This is a genomic window from Lutibacter sp. B1 (assembly GCF_012524075.1).
In the GTDB taxonomy this organism is placed as follows: Bacteria; Bacteroidota; Bacteroidia; order Flavobacteriales; family Flavobacteriaceae; genus Lutibacter.
This window is the reverse complement of the sequence record NZ_JAAZUI010000014.1, coordinates 38,292-52,628: the sequence shown is the minus strand read 5'-3', so window position 1 is coordinate 52,628 and position 14,337 is coordinate 38,292. Positions and strand designations below refer to the sequence as shown.

The window sequence follows — 14,337 nt, the reverse complement described above, 5'->3', positions numbered from 1 at the left end:
GGTTATTTAGATTTTTTTATAATTGTTCCTTTTTGCACAAAATTAGAATGCCCAATAACAGCTTCAAAATCGTACGAATCTTTTTTAAGATTTGTAATTTTCACATGAATAGGATCTTCATCAATAGCTGTTTTTGGATTGATCATTTTAAGGGTATAATTAAAATTGTTTTCCCAACTAATTGATAGTGTGTCAATTCTATCAACATATTTTTCAATTTGAATAGAATCTTGTCGAATAATTATTGTTTTTTCATATCCTTTACCTTCAGGAATTTCAAATGTTCCGGTTTTAAATCTGTCAGGATTCAATTCGTCACTCTTACAAGAAATTATAAGTGCAAACAGTACAAGCGTTAGGATATGTTTTTTCATTATATTCCGGTATAATTACGTGGTGTTATAGATTTTAACTCATTTTTTAGCGTATTGCTAATTTCTAAACTATCAATAAAATTTACAATAGATTTTTCAGTTATTTTTTCATTGGTTCTGGTTAAACCTTTTAAAGCTTCATACGGATTTGGATAAGCTTCTCTTCTTAAAATAGTTTGAATTGCTTCGGCAACCACAGCCCAATTATTTTCTAAATCTTCAGCAAATTTATCTTTGTTAATTAATAATTTGTTTAAACCTTTTAACGTAGAACTAAAGGCAATAATTGTGTGTGCATAAGGTACTCCAACATTTCTTAATACAGTTGAATCGGTTAAATCTCTTTGCAAACGAGATATAGGAAGTTTTGCTGAAAGATGTTCAAACAAAGCATTGGCAATACCTAAATTTCCTTCGGAATTTTCAAAATCAATAGGATTTACTTTATGCGGCATAGCCGAAGAGCCAACTTCACCCGCTTTAATTTTTTGTTTGAAATAATCCATCGAAACATAGGTCCAAATATCTCTGTCAAAATCAATTAAAATGGTATTTATACGTTTTAAGGCATCAAAAATTCCTGCTAAATGATCGTAATGTTCAATTTGTGTAGTTGGAAAAGAGTGGTATAAACCCAATACTTTTTCTACAAAATTGGTTCCAAAAGCTTTCCAGTCGATAGTTGGGTAAGCAACTTTATGCGCATTGTAATTGCCTGTTGCTCCGCCAAATTTTGCAGCATAAGGTATATTTTGAAGTTGTTTCACTTGTTGTTCAATACGTTCAATAAAAACATAAATTTCTTTACCTAATCTGGTTGGTGAGGCAGGTTGCCCGTGTGTGCGAGCTAACATTGGTATTTCAGCCCATTCGGCAGATAAAACTCTTAATTTTTCTAGAAGTGAAGCTAACTCCGGGTAATAAACAGTATCAAAAGCATCATTTATAGATAAAGGAATTGAAGTGTTATTTATGTCTTGCGAAGTTAATCCGAAGTGAATAAACTCTTTATATTTTTGTAATTGTAAGTTATCGAATTTTTCTTTGATGAAATACTCAACCGCTTTAACATCGTGGTTGGTAACTTTTTCAATATCTTTTATTTTTTGAGCATCTTCAGAAGTAAATTCAGAATAAATTTTTCGTAATTCATTGTAAATAGAAGCATTAAAATCTGCTAATTGAGGAAGCGGAATTTCGCATAAAGCGATAAAATACTCAACTTCAACTTTTACTCGGTATTTAATTAGGGCTTCTTCAGAAAAAAAAGGAGCTAAACTTTCTACTTTACTTCTATACCTGCCATCAATTGGAGATATTGCGTTTAAACTTGTTAAGGTCATTCTTTTAGTTTGTGTTGAAAGATGTAAAATTAATGAAATTAACTAAAAAGAGCAGGATTATTTTTGGTTAATCCAACTTAGAATTTTTTTGCCTCTGGCTTGATAGCCACAACTTTCGTTAATTATACTTTGTTGAATAACCAATTGCAACTCTTTGTGAACCCACTTATAATTTTTTCCAAATAAATACAGCATTTCCATAGTGTAGGCTTTAACTGCAACTTTTTGATTGCCAATTAACCAATCAAAGCCGTTTTCAATAATTATATCAATATGTTTTTTTGTAAGATGTTGTTTTATAGCACTTTCTTTTTTTGAAGTATATGCTTTGGCAATAAATTGACAAATTTTTGTAATAGGACGTACAGCACTATCAAACTTTACGTTAGCTATATTTTCAGTAAAATAATCAAGGTAAGGAGCTAACCAATCTAACTTTTCATCACAAACAAATTCTAAAACCCACGCAGCTTTTATTGAAGTTTTATTGTTAACATCAAATGTAATTTCAAGCAAATATTTAAAAAGTTCAGGTTTAGCTAAAATCAAATTAGCCACTCTTAATCTGTTTACTCGTTTGGCATTTTCAATAGAATTTAATTCCTGAATTAAATAAGCACCATTCATGTATGTGGTATTCTTTTCCTTTAAAAATACACAATTTTATAGAAAAAACTATAAAAAATAGGTTTTATACAAAGTATAGGATGATGTAATTATAATTAACAAACCAACCAACAGCATTAGTATTCTTTTATTGATTTTTGAGGCAATATATGCACCAAGCGGAGCCGCTAAAACACCTCCCAAAATAAGCCCTAAAATAATTTGCCAATGTTTTACGCCTAAAATTATAATAAAAACAATGGTTGCAAAGTAAGTAACAAAAAATTCGGCGGTATTAACGGTTCCTATTGCTTCTCTTGGATTTTTGCCTTGGCTTAAAAGGCTTGAAGTAACAATTGGTCCCCAACCACCACCTCCAATAGCATCTAAAAAACCACCAATTAAAGCTAAAAGAGGCGCTTGTTTTATGTGGTCGTTTTGTTTTATATTTTTTACTCCTTTATATAGTATGTAAAAACCTATAATTAATAAATAAATAGATACAAAAGGTTTTACAATTTTTCCTTCAAAAAAATCTGCTAAAAGGTATGCTCCTAATACAGCGCCAAGGGTTCCGGTTACAACAAGCTTGAAGAACAATTTTTTATCAATATTTTTGAACTTTATGTGAGATAAACCCGAAACTCCTGTTGTAAAAATTTCTGAAGTATGAACACTTGCAGATGCTAATTTTGCCGGAATTCCAAAATTAAGCAGTAAAGTTGTGCAACTAACACCGTAAGCCATACCCAAAGCTCCGTCAATAATTTGGGCAACAAAACCAACAAAAATAAAAATAATGAAGGTGCTGTTAAAATGCAGATTATCCATTTGGAATTCCAGAATTAACAAGTACACAAAATAGCAAATTATTATAGCTTTTAAAAATAAGATGGCGATACTAATTTGCTTGAACGTAATTTTATTAATGAATTCTTCAATTTTAATAACTAATGCTTCCATTTTTTTATTTTTTTAGATTGATACTATGATGAATTGTACATCGAATAATATGTCGGTTGTAATAATCAATACCAGAAGAGCGCTCTTGAAACCAGTTTAAATATCCTATTTCGAATCCGAAATTTTTATAAGGCATGTATTGAAAACTTAAACCGTATCTGTTTTGATCAAAGGTATTATTAACTATGTTGTGACCGAAATTCAGAAAAATCTCATCAAAAGCCTTTAAAGTCAATTTGTTGGTAGGCTTATATCTTAATTCAATTTTATAACGTGAACGGTTGTTTTTATATTCAATTTGATGATTTGATTGCTCCATAAATCTGTACTCAGACCAATATCTGTGATGAAGACTTATTTTATTTGAAATATTTTGTTTGTAAGCAAACTCTATTTGCGGACGCAGTTCTGTATTATTTTCGGTGTTTTTTATGTTGGGATTGTGTGGAAGTGTTTGAATAAAATACGTGAAACCTAAAGCTGTATTCCAATCTTTACCTAATTTTTTTTCTAAATGCGTACGCAATAAAAATTGATGTTGGCGCCAAGGAAACCAATAAGCTCTTTCTTCTATTTCCTGTCGTATTGCCCATTGTTCACTTATAGTTAGTTTTAAATAATAACGATTCCAAAATAAACTTTGAGTAGTAATTTTCTTTTGGCCATAAGCAACCAGAGTGTTGCCAATTAAAAGTAAGAAGATAAGTTTTATAACATTTTTCACAATTGGTTAGTATATTTTCATACAAATATATTAATTCATATTATTCATACCAAATTAATATGAATTAAAAATAAAAAAATTATAATTTACTTAATTCGGCAATAGATTTATTTAAAACAGGTAGCATTTTAACACGAAGGTTAACAAAAAGTTTTCTTATTTTACAGGTATTTTCATCAACACATTCAGGACATTTTTCGTAAAAATTTTCTGAAACACAAGGAATTAGCGCTATAGGGCCGTCAACAATCCTTATAATATCCGTTACAGTTATATCATTTGGGTTTTTTAAAAAATGATAACCACCATCAGCACCTCTGGCACTTCTTAAAATTTTATTCTGTCTTAATTCTCGTAAAATATTTTCAAGAAATTTATAAGGTATTTTTTCATTTTCAGAAATAACTTTTGCAGAAATAGGAGTTTTATCCTCATTTTCATATAAGAAAATAAGTGTTTTAATAGCGTATTTAGCTCTTTTTGAAAGCATATTTTTAGTTTAAAAAGTTTAGGCTAAATTACAAATAAGCCAGTAAAATTAATAGTTTATGGGTAATAATAAAAATAGCAATAATTTATACATTAGTTAAATAATTGATTTTAAAGAGAGAATAATTCATTCATTTTTTTCTTTATCTTTTTTCTTTGGAGATAATTTATAAAGTAAAAAACCAAACCCAACAATTACATGCAGTATAACTACAATCATAATTGTGTAAAACCAAAAATTTGAAATTCCCATAATCTAAAAATTTGTATAAATGTATTAAAAGAATATTATATCTTTAATTTTTAAAATTAGTAACTTATGAAGTTAAAATTTGTAATAATATTTACATTTATTTTTAGTAGTCAAATGAATTCTCAACAAGTATATTCTAAAAAGGAACCTTTTTCACATACATATTCAATTGTTGCGAGAGATACTGTAAATGGTGAAATGGGTGTTGCAGTACAATCTCACTGGTTTTCAGTAGGTAGTTTGGTTGCTTGGGGAAAAGCCGGAGTTGGAGTAGTAGCAACACAATCTTTTGTAAATCCTTCATTTGGACTAAAAGGATTGAGTTTATTAGAAAATGGACTTACACCAAAAATGGCAGTTGAAGCATTATTGAAATTGGATGAAGGCAGAGATGTTCGTCAGCTTGCAATTTTAGATTCAAAAGGAAATGTTGAAGCTTACACAGGTAAAAAATGTATTAAGGAAGCCGGACATTTTGTGGGTAATAATTTTTCAGTTCAAGCAAATTTGATGGATAAAAATACGGTTTGGCCAGCAATGGCAAAGGCTTTTCAAAGCTCTAAAGGAAGTCTAGCCGAGCGTATGTTAATTGCTATGGAGGCGGCTCAAAATGAAGGAGGTGATATTAGAGGAAAACAATCTGTAGCAATTTTAGTTGTTAAAGCAAAAGGTACAGGAAATAGTTGGGAAGATAAAGTGGTTGATTTAAGAGTTGAGGACAATGAAAACCCTTTAAAAGAAATGCGTAGATTGCTAACAATTCACACAGCATATGAATCCATGAATAAAGGAGATTTAGCTGTAGAAAAAGGAGATTTTGAGTTAGCAAAAGAACATTATAAAAATGCGCAAAAATTAAATCCGGAGAATTTAGAAATGAAATTTTGGTATGCAGTAACTTTAGCTAATAGTGGTGAATTAGATGAAGCAAAACCTATATTTAAAGAAATTTTTGAAAAAAACAGCAACTGGAAAGAACTAACACCAAGGTTGATAGCTCCACAATTATTAATAATCTCAGATAAACAATTACAAGAAATTTTAAAATTATAAGAAATGAAAAAAGTACTATTAGGCATTTTAGTTGTTATTGTTATAATACAATTTATAAGACCCGAAAAAAATGTTTCAAAAGTTAGTGAAAATGATATTTCAACAGTAGTTCAAATCCCTGAAAATGTTAATGTTATATTGCAAAATGCTTGTAACGATTGCCATTCAAATTACACAAAATATCCTTGGTATAGTGAAATTGCACCGGTTTCTTGGTTTTTGGCACATCATGTTAATGAAGGTAAAGAACATTTGAATTTTTCAGAGTGGACCGCCTACAATGAAAATCAAAAAGATCATATTATACATGATATTGAAGAAGTTTTAGAAAGCCATGAAATGCCTTTGAAAAGTTATATTATTATGCATAAAGAGGCCGATTTAACAAACGAGCAGTTTCAAACTTTATTAGACTGGGCTAAAACATTAAAATAATGAATAAGTTATTTTCAAACTTCCTTTTGCTTCTTTTTTTTGGAATTACATTTAACGTTTTTTCACAAGAAACCATTAATCAGTTTGATTTAGCAGGTAAAAGAACCGGAGTTTGGAAAAAATACTATCACAATAAACGAATCCGATACGAAGGAACTTTTAAAGCCGGTAAAGAAGTTGGAATATTCAAATTTTACAGTGAAACAAGCTCTGAACATCCTATTATAATTAAAAACTATAAGAATAACAGCGAGGTTTCTGAAGTTAAATTTTATACTGTAAAAGGAGTTCTACTTAGTGAAGGGAAAATGAAAAGAAAAGACAGAATTGGAAAGTGGATTTATTACCATGAAGACGGAAAAACAATGATGTCTGAAGAAAATTATGAGAATGGTTTGTTAAATGGAGAAGTTAAAACATATTACAAATCGGGGAAATTAACAGAAGAATTACATTATAAAAATGGAAAATTGAATGGAAGTTTAAAAAGATATTCATCAGAAGGAGTTTTATTAGATGATGTTATTTACAAAGATGATAAACTTCATGGGCCCGCAAAATATTTTAATGTTGAAGGAAAACTTATTTATTCAGGAAATTATGAAAATGATGAAAAAGTAGGTAAGTGGGAATATTTTAATAATGAAGAATAAGTATATCAAATTAAATTTTAAACTAAAATGATTAATTAACCAATTTGGGACGAAAATTTAATAACTTATTGTAAATAAAATATTTATAAAAAAAATAAATTTTAAAAAAAAAGCTCATTATAAATATAAAATAGTACCTTTGACCCTAATATAAATTTTTAATAATAAAATAATGAGTAAAGGAACAGTAAAGTTCTTCAATGAAACTAAAGGATTTGGTTTCATAAAAGAAGATGGTTCAAACAAAGAACATTTTGTACACATTTCTGGATTGATCGACGAAATTCGTGAAGGTGATGAGGTAGAATTCGATTTACAGGAAGGCAAAAAAGGATTAAACGCAGTAAATGTCAAAGTAATTTAATATATACTTATTACCTTTTTAAATGTAAGCCTATCTTTTAAGATAGGCTTTTTTTATGCTCATTTTTTATTGAATTTTAAGGTTACTTATTAAATTGTATATTCTTTTTTTGTACTTTCAGCAGGAATATTTTAATATAAAAAACAACAGTAAAGTATGAATCCGATTTTTCATTACATCATAGTTCAAGCCTTAAAGCGTAAAAGTAAAAATGAGGATTATAAAATTACTCCCAGTAAATTTAAGAAGGAAGTAAAAAATGTAAGAGTTGAACTCAATCATTTGGTACATGATAGTTTTTTAATTTTATTAGGTGTACTATCGGCAACTCTTGGACTAAGAGGTTTTTTAATTCCCAATTCTTTTATTGATGGAGGTGTAACAGGTATTTCTTTAATTATTGCTGAGATAACAGGAGTTTCATTATCCCTCTTATTAATTGCCGTAAATATTCCTTTTATGATTTTAGCCTTTTATACTATAGGGAGAAGATTTGCAGCTAAAAGTATAATCGCAATACTATTATTGGCGCTATTTGTTCATTTTATACCATTTCCTGCAATTACACACGATAAATTATTAATAGCAGTATTTGGAGGTTTCTTTTTAGGTTTGGGAATAGGATTGGCAATTAGAGGAGGTTCTGTAATTGATGGCACTGAGGTTTTAGCAGTTTTTGTTAGCAAAAAAACTTCGGTAACCATAGGAGATGTAATTTTAATCTTCAATATTCTCATTTTTGGAGTAGCAGTTTATACTTTTACAATAGAAATTTCATTATATGCAATGCTTACTTATTTGGCAGCATCTAAAACTGTAGATTTTGTGGTTTCAGGTATTGAAGAATATGTTGGTGTTACTATTATTTCTGATAAAAACGAGGAAATAAGAAATTCAATTATTAATAATGTAAAAAGAGGTTGTACAGTTTATACTGGAAAAAGAGGAAAAACTTTAAATAATGTTGATATTGTGTATACTGTTTTAACAAGGTTAGAGTTAGCTAAACTTCATACAGAAATAGATAAAATTGACAGAAATGCGTTTATTGTTATGGAAAATGTTAAAGACGTTAAAGGAGGAGTTATAAAAAAGAGACCATTAAAATAGTATTAAGCATTTATAAAATATTTAAAAAGATACTTTTGAACTTATGAAATATAATAACTAAAAATTTTAATTTGTGTGAAGAATTCTGTTCAGGATATAATGAAAAATAAAGGTTTTTTATTTAATTAACTTTCTAAAAAGTTGTAAATTTGATAGTTAGGATATTTAGGCAGTATGTATCATTTTTAAACTTTTTACAATGAAAAATCTAATTATATATTTTTTAGCATTCAATTTTATGGCAGTTAGTATTTGGAGTTGTTCAGGTAATGGTGATGATCCAAAGCCAACTAAAAATACAGTTGTAAATATTTTAGTAAAAAATACTGAAGGAAATTATGAAGCAAATACACAAGTGTATTTATTTAGCAGCTCTTCAAGTATAGACCCAAAAAATGCACTTAAAATTTTAGTGGCAGACAGTCAAGGAAAAGCATCGTTTAAAATTGATGAAATTTCAGGTGTTAGTGGAGGTAGTACTGTATATTTTAAGGTATTGGAAGAAATAAAATTGAACGAATATAACTCGTTAGGTTCTGTAAATGTTACAATTATAGAAGGTAAAACAATTGAAAGTACTATAACAATTTCTGAAAGATCTCAATACGGATATTTACCATCAACAATTACTTCAGCATTAGCTATGAGTGAATATAACCGATGGAAAAACACACAGGTTGTAACTTGTGGAGGAGGACTTCGAGTTGTGGCTGAGCCAACATCAAATACGTTGGTTGAAGCAGTTGGTTTTGGAATGCTTTTATCTGCCTATGCTGAGGATAAAGCAACGTTTGACGGTATTTTTAATTTTTATAAAAGTAAAAGAACATCAGAAGCTAATAATATGATGGCTTGGTCTGTTACCTGTGATGGTATAAATGATCCGGGAAGTGCAACTGATGGAGATATTGATGTAGCTTTTGCCTTAATTGTAGCAAGTAAACATTGGGGAAATACCTATTTAGAATCAGCAAAAGAAATAATTAATATCATTCGTAATTCATTAATAGTGTCTTGTACTGTAAATGGAGAGAGTATTTATATTTTAGCTCCCGGTTATTCAAGTGGAGCTTGGGGAGGTTGTGAAATGACAGATTTAATGTACCATACACCGGCATTTTTTAGAATTTTTGCAACAGTTACAGGTGATAGTGTTTGGAGTGAATTGGCTGATGATACTTATTCATTACTAAATACAAGTGTAAATTCAACAACTGGTTTAGTACCCGATTGGCAAACTGCAAGTGGAACTCCGGGGCCGGGAGGTAGAGTTGGTTATTTTGGATATGATGCTTGTCGGGCTCCTTGGCGTTTATCTTTAGATTATCTTTGGAATGGAAATACAAAAGCTAAAGATTGGGCAGGGAAAATTTCAGGTTGGGCAGAAGGTGTTGGTCCTTCTAATATTGTTGATGGATATGAACTCGATGGTACACCAATTGGAACTAATGGTTTAAACAGCTCTTTTTTGGGAGGATTTACAGTAGCAGCTATGACACACAGTAAGGCTAGAGTTGATAACTTTGGTTCAGTTTTAAGTGGATTGAATGATACTTACTGGTTTAACTTAAATACAAGGTGTTTGTATTTGTTTACATTATCAGGAGATTTTTATCATCCTCTTAAAAAATAGCACCATGTTAATAGTATAAAAACTTAATTCAGATTAACAACTTTCAAAACTTTTTAGACAGCCTCTTTTGTTTATAAAATACTTTCAAAATCAAATAGTTATTCAATAATAAAGTCGAAATAAATATTTCTAAAAGGTTCTCCTCTTAGCGTAAAATGCCACCACTCTTTTGGGTAACTTCTAAAACCATTTTTATTCATTATGGTTTGTAAAAACATTCTATTTTCGTTTTGTTGCTTTGTGATACCTTCATAAGAAACCCAAGATTCCGGTCCAAAATAATCGTAAGGCGTACCCATATCAAGCTCTTTGTTGGTAATTAAATCGACTATAGTTACATCAATTGTGCTTCCACTACTATGTCTGGATCGTGTTGCAATATATTCCTCTTTAAATAGATTTTTTTTAGCAACATTTGGATAATACTCTTGTTTCATTAAAGTATCATTTACATTTTTAGCCCATTTCCAAAAAGCGTTTACAGCTCGCTGAGGTCTGTACGCATCAAATATTTTAAGCGATAAATTTTGTTCTAATAATTGTTTTTGAATTTTTTTAAGTGCTTTTGTAGCTTGCTTAGTTAATATTACAACATCATCAGTATAACCATCTACAACTTTTCCTGTAAAGTTGTTAGTAGAAAAATAACGTAATTCTACTTTAATTGAAGGAATTTCATCATCTACATAAACAAAACCATAAGGTAATTGAGCTTTGGCTGATAGCCAAACCAAAGAAAATATTGAAAAAACAATTTTAAGTTTCATGTTAATTAAAGTAAGTACTAAGTTAAAAAAATAAAGTTGCGTATTTTTGGGCAATATTTAATACAAAAATACGCTTACTTTTTTATATTTGATTTTCTAAATTAAGCACTCTCTAAATATAAAATAGTAAAAATTGTTTATATAAATAATTATGAAATTTAGTACTAAAATAAAGTTTTTTCCTTTCTATGTTATTTCTCTTCTGCCAATGTTTATTTTAAACATGTTATCAGATTTGGTATATGTAATAGCATATCATATAATTAAATACAGAAGAAAAGTAGTTCGTGAAAATTTAAAAAATTCTTTTACAGATAAAAGTGAACAAGAAATAATTTTGATCGAAAAAAAGTTTTATAAACATTTTAGCGATATTGTGTTTGAGGCAGTAAAAAGTTTAACAATTAGCAAAGAAGAAATAAAAAAACGATTTAGTATTAAAAACCTTGAGTTAATTGAAAAGTATTATACAGAAGGCAGAAGTATTATATTATATACCGGGCATCATGGAAATTGGGAGTGGTTAATATTTTTAGCCTTGTTTATTCCTTATCAAACAATAACTTTCTATCAGCCACTTTCCAATAAATATTTTAATGAGTTGATGAAGACAATAAGAGAGCGAATAGGTGTAATTTGTGTTGAATCAACCAAAGGTTATAAAACTATTATCAGTTTTAAACAACAAAATATTTTAACGCTAACTTGTTTAATCGGAGACCAAAGTCCTACAAAAAAAGCTACTAAACATTGGGTACAATTCCTTAATCAAAACACTGCATTTTTAATTGGACCTGATAGGATTGCAAATAAAAGCAATCAGGTTGTTTTATTTCCTGCTTTTGAAAAAAGTAAACGTGGACACTATACTTTAGATTTTAAAGTTATAGAAGAAGAACCGGCAAAAAGAAACAATTATGAAATAATTGACAAATATGCTAAACTGTTAGAAGAAACTATAATAAAATCGCCTGAATTATGGTTATGGAGTCATAGGAGATGGAAATTGAAAATGAGTGCCACTAACGAAAATGCCATAAAATATGGTTAATAAATTTGCATTATTAAACAGTTAATTATGAGATATACCAAAAGTTATTTAAAATTAAAAGAAGCTTTTTTAACAGGAAAATCATTCTTCGAAATAGATACAGTTAGTATCCATAAATTTGATTTTTATTCCGAATCTCATAACATGCTGCCCGGAAATGAGCATTACAAATGTGAAAAGCACCGGAAAGAATTTGATAATACCATTTCTTATTATAACGATATTGGAACCATCATAAATAACGTTCAAATTAAAGATGTTGAGGTACAAGAGAATCAAAACTTTAATTATTATATTTTAAAACCAAAAGAATCTGAAAAAATTTCAAAAGTAACGTTTCTATTTCATGGGTTAAATGAAAAAACATGGGACAAATATCTTCCTTGGGGAAAGTATATTTGCGAAAAAACGCAAAGTGCCATAGTTTTTTTCCCTATTGCGTTTCACATGCAACGTGCACCATTAAGCTGGAGTGAAAAGCGTCAAATGTTTATTCTTAGTGAACAGCGTAAAAAGAAATTTCCGAATATTATAAATTCATCACTTTCAAATGTTGCTATAAGTATGCGTTTGCATTCTATGCCACAGCGTATTATTTGGTCTGGTTTACAAACGTATTATGATGTTATTCAATTTATAGAAGAATGTAAAAATGATGAACATTCTTTAATTGATAAAGATTTTACATTCAATATTTTTGCTTATTCTATTGGAGGTTTACTGGCTGAGATTTTAAAACTATCAAACTATAAAAATTACTTTAGCAATACAAAATTGTGTTTATTTTGTGCGGGAGCAGTAATAAACAGGTTTTCACCGGTTTCCAAATTTATTTTAGACAGTGAGGCTAATATAGCAATGTACTCATACCTAGCTGAGCATTTTGCAAGTTTCCTAAAAAAAGATGCTCTTTTAAATCATTATATTAATGAAGATCATTTTGAAGGAAAAGTATTTCATTCAATGCTCGAATATCAAAATATGAGAGTTTTTAGAGAAGATTTATTTAAAAAAGTTGAAGATCATATTTATGCTATTACGTTAAAAAATGACACTATTATACCTTCTTTTGAAGTGATAAATACATTACAAGGAGCCTTTAGAAATATTGATATAAAAGTTGATGATTTTGATTTTGATTATAAATATACTCACGAAAATCCTTTTCCGGTAGATACTCCAAATACAAATTTAGTTGATGAAAGCTTTGAGTATACTTTCAATAAAGTTTGTGAGTTTTTAAACAGTTAACTACTCAAAAAATTAACTTTTCCTACAAAAAAGGAATCAGTATCTTTGCAGCTTAAAATTTAAATTGAATGAAACGCGTTGTTGTTGGTCTTTCCGGAGGTGTAGATAGTAGTGTAGCTGCATACTTGTTAAAAGAACAAGGTTATGAGGTTATTGGCCTGTTTATGAAAAACTGGCACGATGATTCTGTAACCATCTCAAACGAATGCCCTTGGCTAGAAGATAGTAATGACGCTATGATTGTTGCCGATAAATTGGGAATACCATTTCAAGTAGTAGATTTAAGTGAACAGTACAAAGAACGTATTGTTGATTATATGTTCAATGAATACGAAAAAGGACGTACTCCAAATCCGGATGTCTTATGCAACAGAGAAATTAAATTTGATGTTTTTTTAAAAATAGCTTTGGATTTAGGAGCAGATTTTGTTGCTACAGGACATTATTGTCGTAAAGACGAAGAATTGATAAACGGACAAACAATCTATAAACTTTTGGCAGGTAAAGATGGCAATAAAGATCAGTCTTATTTTTTATGTCAATTATCACAAAAACAATTGTCTAAATCCTTATTTCCAATAGGTGAATTAACCAAACCTGAAGTTCGAAAAATTGCAGCTGCGCAAGATTTAATTACTGCCGAAAAGAAAGATTCTCAAGGTTTGTGTTTTATTGGTAAAGTACGTTTACCGGAATTTTTGCAGCAAAAATTGCAACCAAAAGAAGGAGTTATAGTTCAAATTCCTGAAGATTTTCAAGAATATAATAAACCACTTCCTCGATTTATTTCTAAAGAGGATGAGTTAAAATACAGGTCAAGAAAGTATGTTTACAACATAACTGACGGGAAAATTGTTGGCAAACATCAAGGTGCACATTATTTTACCAAAGGTCAACGTAAAGGGTTGGCGGTTGGAGGCACCAAAGAACCGTTATTTGTAATTGATACTGATGTAAACGAAAATGTAATTTATACCGGTGAAGGTAAAAATCATAAAGGTTTATATCGAAATGTGTTGTTTGTTTCTAATGAAGAATTACATTGGATTAGAACTGATTTGGCATTAAAAATAGGGGGAACTTTACCTGTTTTAGCACGTATTCGTTATCGTCAAAAATTAGAAAAAGCAATATTACATAAAGTAGAAAGTGGTTTGTATGTTGAGTTTGAAAACATGCAATCTGCCATTACCGAAGGGCAATTTGTAGCTTGGTACGTAAATGAAGAACTGTTAGGTTCAGGAGTGATATCCTAAATTGTATTTTAC

17 protein-coding genes are annotated in these 14,337 nt (G+C 29.4%); 9 read left to right on the top strand and 8 right to left on the bottom strand.

Annotated features, from left to right (window positions below; all coding sequences use genetic code 11):
* Nucleotides 1-2 precede the first annotated feature (2 nt).
* The 7 genes from HGB55_RS09625 to HGB55_RS15585 all read right to left on the bottom strand — a co-directional run bounded on the left by HGB55_RS09625 (nt 3) and on the right by HGB55_RS15585 (nt 4,752).
* Nucleotides 3-374 carry a hypothetical protein gene (locus HGB55_RS09625; RefSeq protein ID WP_168816684.1) on the bottom strand — a complete coding sequence of 124 codons (372 nt, stop codon included), beginning with the start codon at nt 372-374 and terminating at the stop codon, nt 3-5.
* A complete protein-coding gene (purB, locus tag HGB55_RS09620) occupies nt 374-1,717 on the bottom strand; it encodes an adenylosuccinate lyase (RefSeq protein ID WP_168816683.1) in 1,344 nt (447 codons plus the stop codon). The genes HGB55_RS09625 and purB overlap by 1 nt, the downstream gene beginning before the upstream one ends.
* Before the next feature lie 57 nt (nt 1,718-1,774).
* Nucleotides 1,775-2,344: an adenylosuccinate lyase gene (locus HGB55_RS09615; RefSeq protein WP_168816682.1), complete on the bottom strand. Its 570-nt coding sequence runs from the start codon at nt 2,342-2,344 to the stop codon at nt 1,775-1,777.
* Between the two features lie 48 nt (nt 2,345-2,392).
* Entirely contained in the window at nt 2,393-3,286 is an 894-nt protein-coding gene (locus tag HGB55_RS09610) for a sulfite exporter TauE/SafE family protein (RefSeq protein WP_168816681.1), read from the bottom strand.
* A gap of 4 nt (nt 3,287-3,290) precedes the next feature.
* Nucleotides 3,291-4,010 (bottom strand): DUF2490 domain-containing protein, encoded by a 720-nt coding sequence (locus HGB55_RS09605; protein ID WP_168816680.1) that lies wholly within the window; start codon nt 4,008-4,010, stop codon nt 3,291-3,293.
* A 79-nt stretch (nt 4,011-4,089) separates the two neighbouring features.
* Entirely contained in the window at nt 4,090-4,500 is a 411-nt protein-coding gene (locus tag HGB55_RS09600; RefSeq protein WP_168816679.1) for an Rrf2 family transcriptional regulator, read from the bottom strand.
* 126 nt (nt 4,501-4,626) lie between these two features.
* The gene (locus HGB55_RS15585; RefSeq protein WP_256368422.1) at nt 4,627-4,752 is read right to left on the bottom strand and encodes a hypothetical protein; all 126 of its coding nucleotides are present in this window, start codon (nt 4,750-4,752) and stop codon (nt 4,627-4,629) included.
* A gap of 66 nt (nt 4,753-4,818) precedes the next feature.
* On the opposite strand from HGB55_RS15585, the gene HGB55_RS09595 reads away from it, so the two are divergent.
* The 6 genes from HGB55_RS09595 (at nt 4,819) to HGB55_RS09570 (ending at nt 10,000) form a co-directional block, all read left to right on the top strand.
* Complete coding sequence (locus HGB55_RS09595) at nt 4,819-5,805, top strand: DUF1028 domain-containing protein (RefSeq protein ID WP_168816678.1); 987 nt, start codon at nt 4,819-4,821, stop codon at nt 5,803-5,805.
* 3 nt (nt 5,806-5,808) lie between these two features.
* On the top strand, nt 5,809-6,240 hold the full coding sequence (locus tag HGB55_RS09590; protein ID WP_168816677.1) for a heme-binding domain-containing protein: 432 nt from the start codon (nt 5,809-5,811) through the stop codon (nt 6,238-6,240).
* A complete protein-coding gene (locus HGB55_RS09585) occupies nt 6,240-6,893 on the top strand; it encodes a toxin-antitoxin system YwqK family antitoxin (RefSeq protein ID WP_168816676.1) in 654 nt (217 codons plus the stop codon). Before HGB55_RS09590 ends, HGB55_RS09585 begins: the two co-directional genes overlap by 1 nt.
* Before the next feature lie 172 nt (nt 6,894-7,065).
* Nucleotides 7,066-7,257 carry a cold-shock protein gene (locus HGB55_RS09580; RefSeq protein ID WP_168816675.1) on the top strand — a complete coding sequence of 64 codons (192 nt, stop codon included), beginning with the start codon at nt 7,066-7,068 and terminating at the stop codon, nt 7,255-7,257.
* 156 nt (nt 7,258-7,413) lie between these two features.
* Nucleotides 7,414-8,367 (top strand): YitT family protein, encoded by a 954-nt coding sequence (locus HGB55_RS09575; protein WP_168816674.1) that lies wholly within the window; start codon nt 7,414-7,416, stop codon nt 8,365-8,367.
* A 199-nt stretch (nt 8,368-8,566) separates the two neighbouring features.
* Nucleotides 8,567-10,000, top strand: coding sequence for a glycosyl hydrolase family 8 (locus HGB55_RS09570; protein WP_168816673.1), 1,434 nt, complete (start codon nt 8,567-8,569; stop codon nt 9,998-10,000).
* 98 nt (nt 10,001-10,098) lie between these two features.
* Here the strand turns inward: HGB55_RS09570 and HGB55_RS09565 are convergent, their stop codons facing one another.
* Nucleotides 10,099-10,767, bottom strand: coding sequence for a M15 family metallopeptidase (locus HGB55_RS09565; protein ID WP_168816672.1), 669 nt, complete (start codon nt 10,765-10,767; stop codon nt 10,099-10,101).
* A 151-nt stretch (nt 10,768-10,918) separates the two neighbouring features.
* Between HGB55_RS09565 and HGB55_RS09560 the strand changes: the two genes are divergently transcribed.
* From HGB55_RS09560 to mnmA, 3 genes are all read left to right on the top strand, one after another.
* Nucleotides 10,919-11,818, top strand: a complete 900-nt coding sequence (locus HGB55_RS09560) for a lysophospholipid acyltransferase family protein (protein ID WP_168816671.1) — start codon at nt 10,919-10,921, stop codon at nt 11,816-11,818.
* Between the two features lie 27 nt (nt 11,819-11,845).
* The gene (locus HGB55_RS09555) at nt 11,846-13,069 is read left to right on the top strand and encodes a DUF6051 family protein (protein WP_168816670.1); all 1,224 of its coding nucleotides are present in this window, start codon (nt 11,846-11,848) and stop codon (nt 13,067-13,069) included.
* Nucleotides 13,070-13,137: 68 nt separating this feature from the next.
* Nucleotides 13,138-14,325: a tRNA 2-thiouridine(34) synthase MnmA gene (mnmA, locus tag HGB55_RS09550; RefSeq protein WP_168816669.1), complete on the top strand. Its 1,188-nt coding sequence runs from the start codon at nt 13,138-13,140 to the stop codon at nt 14,323-14,325.
* The last annotated feature ends 12 nt before the right edge of the window (nt 14,326-14,337 follow it).

Bases quoted from the DNA above. Each gene is read 5' to 3' on its own strand.
- HGB55_RS09590 (WP_168816677.1), top strand. From the start codon at position 5,809: ATGAAAAAAGTACTATTAGGCATTTTAGTTGTTATTGTTATAATACAA.
- HGB55_RS09555 (WP_168816670.1), top strand. From the start codon at position 11,846: ATGAGATATACCAAAAGTTATTTAAAATTAAAAGAAGCTTTTTTAACA.
- HGB55_RS09575 (WP_168816674.1), top strand. From the start codon at position 7,414: ATGAATCCGATTTTTCATTACATCATAGTTCAAGCCTTAAAGCGTAAA.
- HGB55_RS09560 (WP_168816671.1), top strand. From the start codon at position 10,919: ATGAAATTTAGTACTAAAATAAAGTTTTTTCCTTTCTATGTTATTTCT.
- HGB55_RS09585 (WP_168816676.1), top strand. From the start codon at position 6,240: ATGAATAAGTTATTTTCAAACTTCCTTTTGCTTCTTTTTTTTGGAATT.
- HGB55_RS09600 (WP_168816679.1), bottom strand. From the start codon at position 4,500: ATGCTTTCAAAAAGAGCTAAATACGCTATTAAAACACTTATTTTCTTA.
- HGB55_RS09570 (WP_168816673.1), top strand. From the start codon at position 8,567: ATGAAAAATCTAATTATATATTTTTTAGCATTCAATTTTATGGCAGTT.
- HGB55_RS09615 (WP_168816682.1), bottom strand. From the start codon at position 2,344: ATGAATGGTGCTTATTTAATTCAGGAATTAAATTCTATTGAAAATGCC.
- HGB55_RS09595 (WP_168816678.1), top strand. From the start codon at position 4,819: ATGAAGTTAAAATTTGTAATAATATTTACATTTATTTTTAGTAGTCAA.
- purB (WP_168816683.1), bottom strand. From the start codon at position 1,717: ATGACCTTAACAAGTTTAAACGCAATATCTCCAATTGATGGCAGGTAT.
- HGB55_RS15585 (WP_256368422.1), bottom strand. From the start codon at position 4,752: ATGGGAATTTCAAATTTTTGGTTTTACACAATTATGATTGTAGTTATA.
- HGB55_RS09625 (WP_168816684.1), bottom strand. From the start codon at position 374: ATGAAAAAACATATCCTAACGCTTGTACTGTTTGCACTTATAATTTCT.
- mnmA (WP_168816669.1), top strand. From the start codon at position 13,138: ATGAAACGCGTTGTTGTTGGTCTTTCCGGAGGTGTAGATAGTAGTGTA.
- HGB55_RS09610 (WP_168816681.1), bottom strand. From the start codon at position 3,286: ATGGAAGCATTAGTTATTAAAATTGAAGAATTCATTAATAAAATTACG.
- HGB55_RS09565 (WP_168816672.1), bottom strand. From the start codon at position 10,767: ATGAAACTTAAAATTGTTTTTTCAATATTTTCTTTGGTTTGGCTATCA.
- HGB55_RS09580 (WP_168816675.1), top strand. From the start codon at position 7,066: ATGAGTAAAGGAACAGTAAAGTTCTTCAATGAAACTAAAGGATTTGGT.